This window comes from Halorhabdus tiamatea SARL4B (assembly GCF_000470655.1).
Lineage (GTDB): Archaea > Halobacteriota > Halobacteria > Halobacteriales > Haloarculaceae > Halorhabdus > Halorhabdus tiamatea.
Window position 1 is genome coordinate 1448678 of record NC_021921.1, and the last position, 15731, is coordinate 1464408.

The window sequence follows — 15731 nt, forward strand, 5'->3', positions numbered from 1 at the left end:
CGGCGAGCGATACCGGTCCGGCCACCGTCATGCTCGTCCCGCGATCACACCTCGGAGACGAGTGACGTGAAACCGGAGACTGACGAGCGTCGCGACGGTCGCCGCGCCCGCCAGGACGAGGTACAGCGACTGAACGCCGACGGTCCCGACCAGCCAGCCCGAGCCGAGTTCGCTCGCCGCCCGGCCGACGCCCATGCCGATCGAGGACAGCAGCGTCTGGGCGGTCGCCGCGAGGGCGACGGGCGCATAGCGGTGGGTCATGTTCACCGCGGCGTAGAAGAACAGCGCGACGCCCGATCCCGAGACGATCAGGACGCCGACGGCGAGGGCGGCCACCTGCGTCGTGCCGAGCACGAGATAGGCAAGCACCGTCGCGACGCCCCCGGCAGTCAGCAGCGTCCGGTTGTCGAAGTCCTGGGTCGACAGCCAGACGAACACGACGGCCTCGGTGAACGTCTTGATCAGCCACGCGATCCCCGTGATGCTATCCCCGCCGGTGAGTCGCCGGAGGTACACCGACAGGAACGCGTCGGCCCCGGCCATGGCTCCGGGGATGATGACGGCGATGACCAAAAGCAGGAGAAATCGCTGGTTGCCAAGCAGTTTGAGCGCGTCGCGTTTCAGGTCGGGCGAGATGTCCGCCCGGGGGTTCGGTAGTTTCCAGACGAGGACGGCGACGACGGCCATCCCGGCCGCATAGAGGTAGAAGATCGTCGAGAGCCCGAAGTACGGCGCGACCACGCCCAACGAGAGGCTCCCGATCCCGAACGCCAGACTCCCCGCGCCCCGGACCTGGCCGTAACTCAACCCCGCGGAGAGGACCATCGAGTTCGCGATCGGGACGATCGGAGCCCGGAAGACCGAGACCGCGAGCGTCGCGACGATCAGGAGGGGGAACTCCCACGGGACGTAGGCCGCCGCCGGGAAGAGGAAGACGGCCGCCCCGGAGACGAGCGCCGCCGTCAGCAGAATCTCGCGGGTCGCGCCGGTCCGGTCGGCGATCACGCCCCAGACGGGCTGGGCGAGGAGTCCGCCGGTGACGAGCAACGCGCCGATCAGCCCCATCTGTGACCCCGACAGGCCGATCTCGTCGAAGTAGGCGTTCCGGAAGGTCACCAGCCCGTTGAATGCCAGGAAGTACGTGAAGTAGATGGCGTGATAGCGATACTCGGTTCCCACGCTGTCGAGCACTTGCCGTACCGTCTGGACGCCGCGTCCGTCTGTCACGTTGGTGAACGACCTCTCAGTCCGCAACCTACGCGAAGTGGTCGTTTAGTGATTGCCATTCGTCGGGCGTGACGGACCCGACTCAGGCGAAGCCATCTGCGAAAATAATGTTATTTCTAGTAATGTCATCTCCGGTATACAAGATGTGAAGACTGCCCGGGTTCGCGGTCCAGATCGCTGTCTCGGAGTATTCGTCTGAAACATTTACCGAAATCTCGTATTTGATATCCCACACTGCTTTGGTATCGAAATCCTTCGTCTCGGCCGTCGCGAGTTCGACCGTCGATGCAAGACGGGGCTGATCCAAAATCCCCTCGTCTACAGCGGTGATGCTGACTGAGATCGAATGCTGCTCCTCGTCGAGGTTGTGCAGGTATACTCCGGTCGCACCGCGGGCCATCTCTGACCGCGGTGTCTCATCCGACTGCGTTGTAGTTGTGGCTGTGGTTGCAGGTTCGTCCGTACCCAGCCCGGCACAGCCCGACACGGCGGTGAGCACCGTCGCGACAGCAGAGCCAAGGAGGGTCCGTCTGTCGATATCCATGTCCAGATTCTAAGTCTCATATAAACTATAAAATTTTTTCTCCTCATAACGAATCATGCCCTGAGCAGGGGGTCACCTATAGCGCCGACAGAGCGAATCATTTGACGACCGATGACGCTTCAAGTCATTCACGATTGATAGACGCTAAATTCCTCTGCGAGCGACCGGACAGACGTGTATCTCCCCGCGACGATACCGGTAATATATGAAGAGATAAGAACGAGGAGTGTCGACACGTAGGTATGCAGGCAGGACTCATCATCCTCGACGGCTGGGGACTCAACGACGACGAGGACGCCCGCGACGCAGTCAAAGCCGCGGACACACCCAACTTCGACGCGTACTGGGACGCAGGCGCACACGACCGACTCGAGGTTTCGGGCCGGCGCGTCGGCCTGCCCGAGGGCCAGATGGGCAACAGCGAGGTCGGCCACCTCAACATCGGGGCCGGCCGCGTGGTCAAGCAGGATACCACTCGCATCACCGACGATATCGAGGACGGGAGCTTCTTCGAGAACAACAATCTCCTCGCCGCGATGGACTACGCGAAGGAACACGACGGGAAGGTTCACTTCATGGGCCTGGTCAGCGACGGCGGGGTCCACTCCCGGCAGACCCACCTCCACGCGCTCATCGAGATGGCGGCCGACAACGGTGTCGAGGCGGTCACCCACGCCTTCATGGACGGCCGTGACACCTCGCCGACCGGCGGCGCGGACTACCTCCGGGAACTCCAGGGCGTCATCGACGAGGAAGGGACCGGCGACGTCGCGACCGTGACCGGTCGGTATCATGCGATGGACCGCGACCAGAACTGGGAGCGCACCAAGAAGGCCTACGACGCCATCGTCGACCGCGAGGCCGAGTTCTCGGCCCCCGATCCCGTCACGGCCACCGAGGAGTCCTACGACCGGGACACGACCGACGAGTTCATCGAGCCGACGCTGATCGAGGGCGGCGCGGCGCTGGAAGACGGCGACGCCGTCATCTTCTTCAACTTTCGGTCGGACCGGGCCCGCCAGCTCACGCGGATGCTCAACTCGATCGACCCGGACTGGGAGTACGACCTCGAACCCCCGGAGACCCACTACGTGACGATGACGCAGTACGACGAGACGTTCGATCTCCCCGTCGCTTACCCGCCCAACCAGCCCGCGAACACGCTGGGTGAGGTCGTTTCGGAGGCGGGCGGCACGCAGTTGCGTCTCGCGGAATCCGAGAAGTACCCCCACGTCACCTACTTCCTCAACGGCGGTCGGGAGGTCAAGTTCGACGGCGAACTCCGCGAGATCGTCGAGAGCCCGGACGTGCCGACCTACGACGAACAGCCGGAGATGAGCGCCGAGGGCGTCACCGACACCGCGATCCAGTTTATCGAGAGTGACGATCCGGACCTGCTGGTCCTCAACTACGCGAACCCCGACATGGTCGGTCACACCGGCGATTTCGACGCGACCGTCGCGGCCGTCGAGGCCGTCGACGAACAGCTCGGTCGACTCGTCGATGCGATCCAGGCGGCCGGCGCTGACGTCCTCATCACCGCCGATCACGGCAACGCCGACGACCTCGGCACGATCGAGGATCCCCACACGGCACACACGCTCAACGACGTCCCGATCGTCTACCTCACGAACGAGGGCGACGAGGGCGGCCGGTCCGTTCGGGCGGGCGGTTCGCTGTGCGATATCGCGCCGACGCTGCTGGAACTCCTCGCTCTCGAGAAGCCCGCCGAGATGACCGGCGAGTCGCTGCTGGAGTAAGTCAGACCGGAACCGCGTCGGGGTCGTCGGCTTCGTCCGGCCCGATCTGGATGTCGATCTCGACGTGATCGTACCACACCGTCGGCTTCTTCGAGCGCCCGACCTCTTCGAGTTCGACGAGACCGAGTGCTTCGAGTTGATTCAGTGCCGTCGAGACGTTCTTGATGTCCCGGTCGACGAGCCGGGCTAGTTCACGAACGCTGTCGGGTTCCTGCGTTGCGATCGTCCGGACGAGTTCGAGGTTCTTCGCACTCAGGACTCGATCGAGTGCCTCCTCGTCCGGGAGACTGAGGACGTACTTGTCGTCGACTTGTTCGTCGGTTTCGAGTCGGCGGACATCCTCGACGGCCGCTTCGAAGAACGACGTTGTCGATTCGACTGTGATGTGAAGTGTGTTCGTGGTCATTGTTACGGGGATACGTGATCTGGGAGTTCAGTAATGAATTTCCGGAGCAGGGTCTCCACACCGGGGAAGTCTATTTCCTCCGTGTTGGATCCGACGTGTCGCTCGTGGACCCCGTGGTGGTTGTCGTATCGGCGGATTGGATCGTCACCGTTCTTTCGACCGTAGTGGAATGCATACTTGATACCCTCGGGAAACTTCTGGGATTCCGGAACGCGGAGCACGCGGATCCGGACGATCTCGTCGCCGAAATCCCGTCGCCGGTCCCGGATCACTTCGACGTCGACGTCGTCCATCGCCAATTGATGGTTGTTGCGCCATCAAAATAAGATTGTTGGTGAATAGACCATCAATAGTTGCAGATCGAAACAGAAACCGCCCGGCGACGTATCTAGACAGGATCCAAATCCGGCCTGAATCTCCCGACAGAGGTCGCCTTCCGGATCCCGTCCCCCGATGCCAGGAAGTTTATAGGCGTTCAGCGCCGATCATCGGCCACTATGAGACATCCAGGCCTGAAATTCAGGATGGCCGTCGTCGGGTCGATCCTGTTCGGTTTCTACGCCGTGGTGGCGCTCGCCCTGTATGCCGCCTTCGGCGGCGGGACCACCATCCTCGCGGTGATCTTGCTGGGCAGCGTCGGCTTCGTCGGCGTCCAGTACAAGGTCGGCAAGTGGGCCGCCCTCCGGAGCGTCGGGGCCGAGGACATGCCCGAGGACGACCCCCGATTCCGGGACATCCACCGTTCGATCGAGCGGATGAGTTCGGAGATGGGCATCGACAAGCCCCGCGTGATGGTCGCCGAGATGGGCGTCCCCAACGCCTTCGCCGTCGGCCGGAAGAAGGCGGGCATCGTGGTCGTCTCCGCCGAACTCATCCACATGCTCGACCACGAGGAGCTGGAGGGCGTCCTCGCCCACGAACTCGCCCACATCCGGAATCGCGACGTGGTGATGATGGTGATCGGCCAGGGGATCGCCTCGATCGTCGCGCTGGTCGCGCAGTTCGCCGTCCTCTTCGCCGGCGACAACGACCTTGGGGACCTCTTCATGGCGATGATCGTCGGGAACATCGTCCAGCTGATCGTCTCGATCTTCGTGATGGCGATCTCGCGCTATCGGGAGTACGTCGCCGACAGTGACGCCGCCGAGATCACGGGCGGTGAGCCGCTCGCGCGCGCACTCGAGAAGATCAACTCGGCCGATCACAGCCGGAGCCGGGTGGACGAACGGGCGAGCGCGCTCTGTATCGAGGGTGGATCACGTGGGCTCATGGCGAAGATCTTCTCGACGCACCCGCCGACCGAAAAGCGCATCCAGCGCCTGCGCGCCTGATCTTCGCGGTACTCGTCGGTTTCTGACGTCGATCACTCGAGCCGGACAGGGCCGTCTGCTGTCGGCTTATCACCTTCGAGTAGCCACGCGAAGACGGGCACGTACGCCAGCCAGGCGAGGAGATAGCCAGCCCCGACGAGGACGTTTCCTGCGCCCATGCCGCCGTAGATGCCGTCGACCGTCCCGATCAGGACCACGCCGACGGCGAGAAACGCGATCCCCGGCCGGTCGAGCCAATCGTACCCGACGCCGATCAGCGAGCCAAGGACGTAACAGAACGCATACCGGCCGGCCGCGACGAACGCGACGTTGATCCAGAAGACGATCCGGACCGGGACGAAGTCACTCTCCAGGCCGGCCAGCAGGAGTCGCACCATGCGGTAGAACTCCTCGCCGTGGGTCACCATGACGGCAGCGGTGAGGACGACCGTCAGCGCGCCGACGAGGCGGCCGGCGACGACGCCCACGCTGCCTGGATCAGTTCGATTGACCATCGATGTCGGTTCGGTCTGGACGGCCCCGCTACTCGAGCGTGACCGCCGTCCCGTAGGCGATGACCTCCGAGCCGCCGCTGGCGATCTGGGAACTCTCCATGCGGACGTTGACCACGGCGTCGGCATCCATCGAGCGGGCGTCCTCGGCCATCCGTTCTAAGGCCTCGTCGCGGGCGTCGGTCAGCAACTCGGAGTAAGCCTTCAACTCGCCGCCGGTGATGTTGCGGATGGACTGGGTGATATCCCGCCCGACGTTGCGGGCCTTGACGGTGTTACCACGGGCGATGCCGAGGGATTCGTCGATCTCTTCGCCGGGGACTGTTTCGGTGGTGACGAACTCCATACTCGGGCGTCTCGCGGTGCCCTACTAAAACTATGACCTGGACTTCACATCGGGAAGCGCCTGTCGCTCGCGGGAACCACGACTACAGAAACAGCGCCGGGATCGTCTGCCGGAAGATGTTCAGCGAGATCACGAACAACAGGGCGATCACGAACCAGTTGAACCGGCGCTCGTCGATCTCCAGCCGCCGGAGATAGGTCCCGACGAACAGCCCGACGAGCGTCACGACGGCGATGACCGAGCCCAGCCACAGCCGGTAGGGCGTCATGAGATCGGTGAACAGCGCCATCTGGAGGATCCGGACGGTGAAGATCGCACCCAGGACCATCGAGAGCCCGCCGATGTATCGCTCGGTGTCACGCTCGAAGGTGTGAAAGTAGGCGGGCAGCAGCGGCCCGAGATTCGCGACAGCGAGCAAGAATCCCTCCAGTGCGCCGGCGACGCTCATCGCCACGGGGTGGTGGGCCTTCTCGACGGTCACGAAGCCCTGGCCGAGCTGGAAGAGCACGTACCCGAAGACGATCACGCCGATCAGGAACGGCACCAGCGGGCCGGTCTCGACCGCATCGAGGACGGCCACGCCGACGATCGCACCGGCGATCGCCAGGGCGAGCAGGACCCACTCCTCGCGGACGAACGCCAGCCCGGTGTCGGTCTCGCCGACCTGGAACATGTTGAGCATCCACGGCGGGATCGCGAGCACGACCACCGCGAGCGTCGGGTCGATCACCGACGCGAAAATGGGGGTTGCGATCAGTGCGTACCCGAACCCGATCATGCCCTTGATCGCGCCGGCGAGGATCGCGACGCCGACGAAGAGGGCCAGGATCTCCGTCGAGACGTCCGACTGGAGACCGCTGGTCATTCCCTCGACGCCGGGGAAGAAGACAATCGAGCCCGCGATCACCGACAGTGTCGCCAGGGCCATGGTGACCTCCCGGTACCGGAAGGCACGGAGATGTTCGAGGAACGCTGCCGGATCGACGTGCGACTCGTTTGTAGTCATGGATATATTACGGAAGGGGAGCCACCCGGTTGGGGGTTGAGGCGACGGTAAGGGTCGCGTTGACATCGGTCGGCAGCAAACGCCGGAATATCCCTCGAACAGAGAAGAACACGCCGGTTTCGATAACTCCGGGCCAAGCAATCTGTCACAGATGCCGGCTATTTCTTCCTCGACTTTGACCGATCCCCGGTCTCTCGGAGTCGGGGGCGTTTTGTCGCTGGCGGTCGAACCATCTTCCAATGACTGATGACGAGCCTGACGTCCCAATCGTCTGTGAAGAGTGTGAGACCACTGCCGAAATTCCGCTGTCGGACCTGGCCGACCAACTCGAGGCGCACAACGAACGGATGCACGACGGCGAAGCGGTTGCCGAAGTCGATCCGGATGTGGCCGATCAGCTCGCGGATCTGATCGCCGACGAACTCGGGTTGCTCGACGGTTAGTTCCCGCCCTCGCCGGTCCGGAACGACAGATCCAGCGCGGCGGCGGAGTGAGTCAGCGATCCCATCGAGATCACGTCGACGCCAGTCTTCGCGTACGCGGGCACGGTTTCGATCGTGATTCCCCCGCTGGCTTCCGTGAGTACGGCGTCGTGACCTGCTTCTGCGAGTCGTTCGACTGCTCGCTCGCAATCCGCCGGTGACATATTGTCTAGCAACACGATGTCGGCCCCGGCCTCGGCGGCCCGCGGCGCGTCTTTCGGCTTCTCCACCTCGACTTCGACCTGCGTCGCGAAGGAGGTCTGCTCGGCGACGTGTTCGACTGCGCCTGCCAGCCCCATCTCGGCGACGTGGTTGTCCTTGACCATCGCCATGTGCGAGAGATCGAGTCGGTGGGTGTCGCCACCGCCCGCGACGACGGCACGCTTCTCCACCCCGCGCAGGCCGGGCGTCGTCTTTCGGGTCCCTGCAATTTCGACGTCCTCGTTCACCTCCAGTGCGGCTTCGACCGCCTCGCGGGTCTTGGTGGCGATCCCGCTGGCGTGGGCGGCGACGTTGACCGCCGGTCGTTCGCCGCGGAGCACGTCCCGCGTCGGTCCGGAGACGGTGAGCAGGACGTCACCCGGTTCGACCACTGTCCCCTCGCCGACAGCAGACTCGACCGGACAATCCAGATACTCGAAGACGGCTTCCGCTGCGTCGATCCCGGCCGCGACACCTTCCTCTTTGGCGACGAGTCGCCCATCGGTCCGCCCCGGCAGGTGGTTCGTCACGTCGTGGTGGCCCAGATCCTCGCGGAGCCAGGACTCGACGTCGCCGTCGGTGATCATGGCGTCTCGACGGTCGTCGTCTCGTTGTCGGCGTCCGTCCCGCCGTCGGCGTCCGTCCCGCCGTCGGTGACGAGGGTGTGCGTGCCGACGCTCTCGTCGTTTGCGGCCGCAGCGCGGGCGATCAGCAGGGCGACCACGCTCGCGTTCCGGAGTTCGTACAGCGACCGGGACGTGCGCGTCCGGGCGTAGGCGTCGACCTCGCCCTTGAGTCGCCGAAGGACGCCGAGTGCGCGGTCCAGTTCGTCGGGATCGCGCTCGATGCCGACGTACTCACCCATCACTCGCCGGAGTCGCGTGAACTTTTCGCGGGCGAACGAATCGGGCAGTGCCGGATCGCGGTCGTCCAGCACCGGGACGTCCATCGGTTTGGGTTCACGCCCGGGCGCGTCCTCACCGGCCCGGAGTCCCCAGACGAGTCCCTCGAGCAGGCTGGTGCTCGCCAGGCGATTGGCCCCGTGGACGCCGGTGTGAGCACACTCGCCGACGGCGTAGAGCCCGTCGAGCGAGGATCGCCCGCGATCGTCGACGCTGACCCCGCCACAGAGGAAGTGCTGGGCCGGCGTGACCGGGATCCCCGATTCCCAGTCGATCCCGCGCTGTTCGCACTGCTCGACGAGATCGGGAAACTTCCCCTCGAAGTCGATCTCCGAGACGTCGAGGACGACCTCGCCACTAACCTCACGCTCGTTTTTGACCGCCCGCGCGACTACGTCCCGCGGCGCGAGTTCGGCATCCTCGTCGTAGGCCGGCATGAACCGCTCGCCGTAGGCGTTCCGGAGGGTTGCACCTTCGCCGCGGACGGCCTCGCTGAGTAACAGCGACCCGTCGTCGTCGACGTAGACGGTGGGGTGGAACTGGACGAACTCCATGCCGTCGACGTCCGCGCCCGCCAGCGCCGCCATGGCGATCCCGTCGCCGGTCGAGCCGCTCGGGTTCGTCGAGTCGGGATAGAGGTCGCCGACGCCGCCGGTCGCCAGCACGGTCGCGCCGGCGAAGACCGGCCAGACGTCTCCGTCGGATTCGAGGTATGCGCCACGGACCTCCCCCTCTTGAGTAATGAGGTCCAGTGCGGCGGTATCGTCGAGCACCTGAATATCGGGGTGATCGTCGACGAACGCGAGGAAGCGTTCGAGGACGTACGAACCCGTCGAGGCGTCGACGTGCAGGATGCGATTCTCGTCGTGGGCGGCTTCCCGGCCGAAGTCGAAGGGTTCGTCTCCCGTCACCGCGTCGTCGCTGTCGCCTCCCGTATCGAACGGCACGGAAAGCGTCTCGACGAGCACGTCCCGGACGGCGTCGTTCGCGTTCTCGACCAGGACGTCCACGGCCTCGGGGTCGGCGGTTCCCGAAGACGCGTCGATGATATCCTGTTTGAACTGGTCGGGATCGTCCCGCGAAATGGCGATGCCGCCCTGGGCCCACCACGTCGAGGCGTCCTCGGGGCGGCGGGCTTTCGTCGCTAGCGTCACCTCTGCATCACCTCTCGCCGCGGCCAGCGCCGCCGCACAGCCGGCGATACCGCCACCGACGATCAGGACCTCGGTGGATTCTGTTCCCGTCATGCTTAGAGTTCGAGCATTCGATCGAGTGCGGTTTCCGCACGGTCCGCCGTCGCCGGATCGACGTCGATGACGTTCTGCTCGCGACCCTCGACCAACTCCTCGAGCACCCACAGCAGGTAGTTGGGGTCGATCTGGCGCATGGCGTTGCAGTCCATGCACGCGTCGCCACAGAGGGGGACGACATCGACCTCGGGATGCCACCGGTCGAGGTGGTTGGCGAGGTGGATCTCGGTCCCGATTGCCCAGGTCTCGCCCGGATCGGCGTTCTCGACTGCCTGCGTGATGTCGGCCGTCGAGCCGACGCGGTCCGCTGCCTCGACGACCTCGCGGCGACATTCGGGGTGGACGATCACGTTCGCGTCGGGATGGTCCTCGCGAACCTCTTCGACGTGTTCGGCCCTGAATCGCTCGTGGACCTGGCAGTACCCCTCCCAGAGGATGACCTCGCTCTCCCGAATCGCTTCCGGGTCGGTGTCGTCGGCCCACGGGTCCCAAACGAGCGTGTCGTCTTCGAGACCGAGGTCGTGGGCGGTGTTGGTCCCGAGGTGTTTGTCGGGGAGGAAGAGGACCTTCTCACCGCGCTCGAAGGCCCACTCGAAGGCGTCGGCGGCGTTCGAGGACGTACAGACTAGCCCGCCGTGCTCGGCACAGAAAGCCTTCAGATCGGCGTAGGAGTTCATGTAACAGATCGGGATCACGTCGTCTTCGGTCGCCGCCGTGAGTTTTTCCCACGCCGCATCGACCTGCAGCGCCTCGGCCATCCCGGCCATCGGGCAGGAGGCCTCCATGCTCGGGAGGATGACCTGCTGGTCGTCGTCGGTGATGATGTCCGCCGATTCGGCCATGAACGTCACGCCGCCGAAGATGACGTACTCGGCGTCGGAGTTGGCGGCCTCCCTGCTCAACTGGTAGGAGTCGCCGATGAAGTCGGCGTGCTCGACGATCTCCCGGCGCTGGTAGTTGTGGCCCAGGATGACGACGTCGTCACCGAGTGCATCCAGGGCTGATTCGATCCGTCGCTCCCGCTCCCCAGCAGCGAGATCCCGGTAGGCTAGGGGCAACTGCGAGAGGTTGTCGTATTTGAACAGGCTGAGGTCCGTATCCAGATCAGCCGTTTGCATGTCGGGCACAGTGTGTCACCGTGTGTTTCACACCTTCAGTACTGGATATCGAAAAAATTTTGCATTCAATGGGCTGATTGGACAGGTGGACTATCCAGTGATGGCCAATATATAGACTGCCGATCTATCATGTCGGCCGGCGCGCTCCAGACTCTCACTGCATGCCGAGCCCTGTCGAGAACACCCAGTAGAGGCCGTACCCGACGCCGACCGACGTCACGAGTGTGAGCAGCCAGAAGCTGACGGTGACGCCGATCTTCCGGCGGGAGACGCCCGCCGAGCCGGCTGCGAGCCCGCCGCCGATCACCCCCGAGATGACGATGTTGTTGAACGAGATCGGGATGCCCAGTGCAATGGCCAACTGCGCGATGATGAACCCCGGGACGAGCGCGGCGATCGATCGGCGAGCGCCGAGTTGTGCGTACTCCCTCGAAGTTGCCTGCAGGAGCCGGGGCGCACCCATCCACGCGCCGGCGAGGATCCCGACCGCACCCAGGCCCAGGAGGGTGATCGTCGGGAGGCCCAGATCGCTGACGAACAGCGTCTCGAGCGGGCCGGTCGCGAGGCCGACCTGGCTCCCACCGGAGGAGAAGGCGACCACGCTCCCCAGCGCCACCAGGAAGGTCCGGATCCCCCGTTCGGCCGAGGCCTGGGTCCGCCGACGGATCACGAGGAACCCGAGCGCGGCCAAGGCGACAGTGGCGGCTGCCCGGACGAGCGGGTCGGGCAGTCCGACGACCGACGACGCGAACCCCGCAAGCGAGTTCTGGGCGGCCTCGCCCGGGATGATCCCCAGTTCGATGTTCGCGACGATGCCCGAGACGACGGCCGCGAGCAACGGGACGCCGACTGTCTCGGGGATGTCGTCCCGCCGGAGGATGGTCGCGGTCCCGTAGGCGAGTCCCCCCGAAACCGGCGGTACCAGCACCCAGAACAGCCCGAGTTGCTGGTACTTCGCGATCGCGGGATCGCCGCCCAGCGACAGCCCCACGCCGACCATCGCGCCGGTCGTGGCGAAGGCGGCAGGGACTGGATACCCGGAATACACGCCAAAGGCCATGAACGCCGCCGCGGTCAGGAGTCCGGCCGTCGCCGCCAGGGGCGTGATCTGGACGCCCAGGATGAGGTCTCTGCCGACGGTCTCGGAGATCGAACCGCCCTGTAAGAGCGCGCCGAGCGCCGCGAGGACGCCGACCAGGAACGCCGCCCGCATCGTCGAGATGGCGTTGGCCCCGATCGCCGGCGCGAACGGCGGCGAGTTCGAGTTCGCCCCGAGTGCCCAGGCCATTCCCACGCACGTCAGCGTCGCCAGGACGGCGAGGAGCCAGAACGTCACCGCCACCGGAGATCTCCCTCCGGACTCGAACGAACGCTGATACTCACAGCCCCCTGCGTGACATTGTTATCGGAATTTCGACGCACGCACGTGTTAATGTTGTGCTGGTCTCGGAGTCTGTGGTTCTGTTGTGCTGGTCTCGGAGTCGGTAGATTCGGGGCTGCGGTGGTCACCGTCGGTATTGTTTTCAGGCATGCGGGTAAATCACACGCTATGGGCGATCGCGAGATCGACGTCTCGACGGCCGGCGAGAACATCGAGGGCGTCGAGCCCGAACCGGAACCCGAGTCGGTCACCGAGGAGACGACGACACACGACGAGGGCGTCGAGCTAGAGCGGACGATCGGACTCGTCGGCGGCCTCGCGATCGGCATCGGGACGATGATCGGCGCGGGCATCTTCGTCTTCCCTGGCCTCGCCGCCAACGAGGCGGGTCCGGCAGCGGCACTCTCGTTTGCGATCGGCGGCGTGATCGCGCTGCTGGTCGCACTGCCGGCCTCGGAACTCGCGACGGCGATGCCACGCAGCGGCGGCGGATACTACTTCATTTCCCGAAGCCTGGGCACGGCCGGCGGCGCGGTCGTCGGCCTGGGGCTGTGGCTGGGGCTGGTCTTCGCCGCGGCGTTCTACCTCGTCGGGCTGGGCCACTACGTCGTCGCCGTCTTCGCGGAGATCGGCGTCACCCTCTCGCTCGGTCCGGCCCCGCCTCACGTCGTTTTGGGACTGATCGCGGGGGCCGCTCTCACCGCACTCAGCGTCGCCGGGACCGAACGGACGGCAGCCCTCCAGAACGTGATTGTCGTCGTCCTGCTGGTCATCCTCACGAGCGTGCTCACCTACGGCGTCCTCGACGCGGTTGGCGTCTTCGGTCGCCAGACAGTCCCCGACACCTTCTTCTCGAAGGGCTATTTCCCGGTCCTCTCGACGGCCGCGTTGGTGTTCACGTCGTATCTCGGGTTCGCCCAAGTCGCGACGGTCGCCGGCGAGATCAAGCGCCCGAGCCGGAACCTGCCAGTCGCGATGGTCGGCTCGGTCGTCATCGTCACCGTCTTCTACGCGGTGACGATCCTCGTTGCGACCAGCCTCTTCGGGGCGGATCGCCTCGGGGCCTTCGGCGAGACGGCGATGGTCAACGTGGGCCGGGACCTGCTCGGGGTGCCCGGGGCCGTCCTGATCCTCGTCGCCGGCCTGCTGGCGACCTTTTCGAGCGCCAACGCCTCGATCCTGAGTGCCTCCCGATCGATCTACGCATTGAGCCGTGACGCCCTCCTCCCGAAGAAGGCAAGCGAAATCAACCTCCAATACGGCACGCCACACGTCGCCCTGGCGATGGCCGGCGGGCCGATCCTGGTGCTGGTGGCGACCGACAGCGTCGAGATCCTCGCGGAGGTGGCTTCCTTCCTCCATCTGGTGATGTACGCGCTGATCTGCGTCGCGTTGCTCGTCCTCAGGCGACGTGATCCGTCGTGGTACGACCCGGATTTCCGGATGCCCGGCGCGCCCGTCCTGCCGGTGATCGGCGCGGTCGCGAGCGTCGCACTGATCGCTTTCATGAATCTCGCCTCGATCGTTATCGGCGTCGTGATCATGGTGCTGTCCTACGGGTGGTACCGCTACTACGCCGACGACGTGCGACTCAAAGGTGACATCTGACATGACCCGACCATCAGTACTCGTCCCGATCCGCGTGCTCGAAGGTGAATCGCTCCCGGAGGGGGTCCCCGACCTCCTCTCGAACGCCCACGTCGTCCTGCTGGGGTATCACGTCGTCCCCGGCCAGACGGCCCCCGGCCAGGCCCGGATGCAGTTCGAGGAGAAGGCGCTGGCCCGTCTCGAGGAGTTCGAGACGGTGCTTGCCGACGCCGGCGCGGCCGTCGAACATCGGCTGGTGTTCACCCACGACGCCCAGCAGACGATCGACCGTCAGATCGAGGAGAACGACTGCCTCGCCGCGCTCGTTCCCCGTTCCCTGGGTGACCTCGAAGACGTGCTCGTCGCCGTCCGCGGCACCGTCGGTATCGACCGACTGGCCCGCGTCGTCGGTGGCCTGTTCTCCGATCGCGACATCGACGTGACGCTGTATCACGTGACCAGCGACGACGAGACTGACGCCGACGTGGACGTGCTGCTGGACGGGCTTGCCGACCGCCTGGCCGACGAGGACGTCGATCCAGACCGGATCAAGACGCGACTCGACCAGGACGTGAATCCGGTCGACGCGATCGTCGACCTCGCCGAATCCTACGATTGCGTTGTCATGGGCGAGTCCGACACGACGCTCGCGACGTTCGTCTTCGGGATGCCCGCCGATCAGGTCGCCGATACGTTCCTCGGGCCTGTCCTGGTCGTCCAGCGGGAACCGAGCGAGGAGTGACCACTCGGTCTCCAGTACCCATTCCTCTCCGGAACCAGTCTTATCCGCTGTGGCCCCTTTGTTTGCGCGATGGCTCCAACTACTGGGTCTGAGACCGACGGACCGGTCTGGTTCGTTACGGGTGCGAGCCGTGGTATGGGACGCGAATTCGCCAGGGCCGCCCTGGATGCGGGACACGCGGTCGTGGCCACCGGCCGGGACACCGACGCCGTGGCCGAGGCCGTCGGCGAGTCCGAGAACCTGCTAGTCGCGGAACTGGACGTCACGAAACTCGACGACGCCGAGTCAGCAGCGCAGGCGGCCGTGGATCGGTTCGGCCGGATCGACGTGCTGGTCAACAACGCCGGCATCTCTTATAAGGGCTTCTTCGAGGAGATGACCACCGAGGAGATCAAACACCAACTGGAGGTGAACTTCTTCGGACAGCTGTACGTCACCCGCGCAGTCCTCCCGGTCATGCGCGACCAGCGCTCGGGACACATCATCGCGATCTCGTCGGGCGCGGGGCTCTCCGGGTTCGGGTTCAGTTCGGCCTACGCCGCCTCGAAGCACGCGCTCGAAGGGTGGATGGACGCACTCCACGACGAGGTCGCGCCCGTCGGGATCGACACGACGATCGTCAATCCGGGGTGGTTCCGCACGACCCTCACGTCTGCGGAGTCGATGCCCTTCACCGAGCCCGCGATCGACGACTACGACGAGCGCCGCGCGGAACAGATGGAGTGGTGGAACGAACAGGGCGGCCAGCAGCCGAACGACCCGGCCAGGCTCGCCGAAGCGCTGGTCGAGATCGCCGGTGAAGACGACCCGCCGCGTCGGTTCATCGCCGGCGAGGACGCGATCGAACTCGCTGAGGAGACGATCGATCGGCTCCAGAACCAGATCGACGCCTACCGCGAACTCTCGACGTCGATGGCGTACGACGCCTAGTCGGCATTGCGTATATCGATATACGAT

At 65.1% G+C, this 15731-nt stretch carries 17 protein-coding genes; 6 read left to right on the top strand and 11 right to left on the bottom strand.

Going from position 1 to position 15731, the window contains the following annotated elements; genetic code table 11:
- Positions 1 to 27 precede the first annotated feature (27 nt).
- Positions 28 to 1227 (bottom strand): MFS transporter, encoded by a 1200-nt coding sequence (locus HTIA_RS07225; protein ID WP_008525858.1) that lies wholly within the window; start codon positions 1225 to 1227, stop codon positions 28 to 30.
- 82 nt (positions 1228 to 1309) lie between these two features.
- Complete coding sequence (locus HTIA_RS07230; RefSeq protein ID WP_008525859.1) at positions 1310 to 1771, bottom strand: hypothetical protein; 462 nt, start codon at positions 1769 to 1771, stop codon at positions 1310 to 1312.
- 242 nt (positions 1772 to 2013) lie between these two features.
- Between HTIA_RS07230 and gpmI the strand changes: the two genes are divergently transcribed.
- Positions 2014 to 3531 (top strand): 2,3-bisphosphoglycerate-independent phosphoglycerate mutase, encoded by a 1518-nt coding sequence (gene gpmI / locus HTIA_RS07235; protein WP_008525860.1) that lies wholly within the window; start codon positions 2014 to 2016, stop codon positions 3529 to 3531.
- Position 3532: 1 nt separating this feature from the next.
- Here gpmI and HTIA_RS07240 read toward each other — a convergent pair whose 3' ends face one another.
- Positions 3533 to 3937, bottom strand: a complete 405-nt coding sequence (locus HTIA_RS07240) for an HVO_A0114 family putative DNA-binding protein (protein ID WP_008525862.1) — start codon at positions 3935 to 3937, stop codon at positions 3533 to 3535.
- A 2-nt stretch (positions 3938 to 3939) separates the two neighbouring features.
- Positions 3940 to 4230 carry a toxin-antitoxin system TumE family protein gene (locus tag HTIA_RS07245; protein WP_008525863.1) on the bottom strand — a complete coding sequence of 97 codons (291 nt, stop codon included), beginning with the start codon at positions 4228 to 4230 and terminating at the stop codon, positions 3940 to 3942.
- A gap of 231 nt (positions 4231 to 4461) precedes the next feature.
- Here HTIA_RS07245 and HTIA_RS07250 point away from each other — a divergent pair, with 231 nt between their 5' ends.
- Positions 4462 to 5268, top strand: a complete 807-nt coding sequence (locus HTIA_RS07250; protein WP_008525864.1) for a M48 family metallopeptidase — start codon at positions 4462 to 4464, stop codon at positions 5266 to 5268.
- 32 nt (positions 5269 to 5300) lie between these two features.
- Here HTIA_RS07250 and HTIA_RS07255 read toward each other — a convergent pair whose 3' ends face one another.
- The 3 genes from HTIA_RS07255 to HTIA_RS07265 form a co-directional block, all read right to left on the bottom strand.
- Positions 5301 to 5762, bottom strand: a complete 462-nt coding sequence (locus HTIA_RS07255) for a hypothetical protein (protein WP_008525865.1) — start codon at positions 5760 to 5762, stop codon at positions 5301 to 5303.
- A gap of 28 nt (positions 5763 to 5790) precedes the next feature.
- Entirely contained in the window at positions 5791 to 6105 is a 315-nt protein-coding gene (locus tag HTIA_RS07260) for a YbjQ family protein (RefSeq protein WP_008525866.1), read from the bottom strand.
- Positions 6106 to 6187: 82 nt separating this feature from the next.
- Positions 6188 to 7111, bottom strand: coding sequence for a sulfite exporter TauE/SafE family protein (locus HTIA_RS07265; protein ID WP_008525867.1), 924 nt, complete (start codon positions 7109 to 7111; stop codon positions 6188 to 6190).
- A 239-nt stretch (positions 7112 to 7350) separates the two neighbouring features.
- Here HTIA_RS07265 and HTIA_RS07270 point away from each other — a divergent pair, with 239 nt between their 5' ends.
- Positions 7351 to 7554, top strand: a complete 204-nt coding sequence (locus tag HTIA_RS07270; RefSeq protein WP_008525868.1) for a hypothetical protein — start codon at positions 7351 to 7353, stop codon at positions 7552 to 7554.
- On the opposite strand, the gene nadC is transcribed toward HTIA_RS07270, so the two are convergent.
- From nadC to HTIA_RS07290, 4 genes are all read right to left on the bottom strand, one after another.
- Positions 7551 to 8381, bottom strand: coding sequence for a carboxylating nicotinate-nucleotide diphosphorylase (gene nadC, locus HTIA_RS07275; protein WP_008525869.1), 831 nt, complete (start codon positions 8379 to 8381; stop codon positions 7551 to 7553). The two genes, HTIA_RS07270 and nadC, sit on opposite strands and share 4 nt — an antisense overlap.
- The gene (locus HTIA_RS07280; RefSeq protein WP_008526824.1) at positions 8378 to 9943 is read right to left on the bottom strand and encodes an L-aspartate oxidase; all 1566 of its coding nucleotides are present in this window, start codon (positions 9941 to 9943) and stop codon (positions 8378 to 8380) included. The genes nadC and HTIA_RS07280 overlap by 4 nt, the downstream gene beginning before the upstream one ends.
- Before the next feature lie 2 nt (positions 9944 to 9945).
- Positions 9946 to 11064, bottom strand: a complete 1119-nt coding sequence (nadA, locus tag HTIA_RS07285) for a quinolinate synthase NadA (protein WP_020936195.1) — start codon at positions 11062 to 11064, stop codon at positions 9946 to 9948.
- Positions 11065 to 11218: 154 nt separating this feature from the next.
- Positions 11219 to 12352: an inorganic phosphate transporter gene (locus tag HTIA_RS07290; protein WP_044951022.1), complete on the bottom strand. Its 1134-nt coding sequence runs from the start codon at positions 12350 to 12352 to the stop codon at positions 11219 to 11221.
- Between the two features lie 261 nt (positions 12353 to 12613).
- Here HTIA_RS07290 and HTIA_RS07295 point away from each other — a divergent pair, with 261 nt between their 5' ends.
- From HTIA_RS07295 to HTIA_RS07305, 3 genes are all read left to right on the top strand, one after another.
- Positions 12614 to 14053 (top strand): APC family permease, encoded by a 1440-nt coding sequence (locus HTIA_RS07295; RefSeq protein ID WP_008526821.1) that lies wholly within the window; start codon positions 12614 to 12616, stop codon positions 14051 to 14053.
- Position 14054: 1 nt separating this feature from the next.
- Complete coding sequence (locus tag HTIA_RS07300; protein ID WP_008526819.1) at positions 14055 to 14774, top strand: universal stress protein; 720 nt, start codon at positions 14055 to 14057, stop codon at positions 14772 to 14774.
- A gap of 69 nt (positions 14775 to 14843) precedes the next feature.
- Positions 14844 to 15704: an SDR family NAD(P)-dependent oxidoreductase gene (locus HTIA_RS07305; protein WP_021029626.1), complete on the top strand. Its 861-nt coding sequence runs from the start codon at positions 14844 to 14846 to the stop codon at positions 15702 to 15704.
- Positions 15705 to 15731 lie beyond the last annotated feature (27 nt).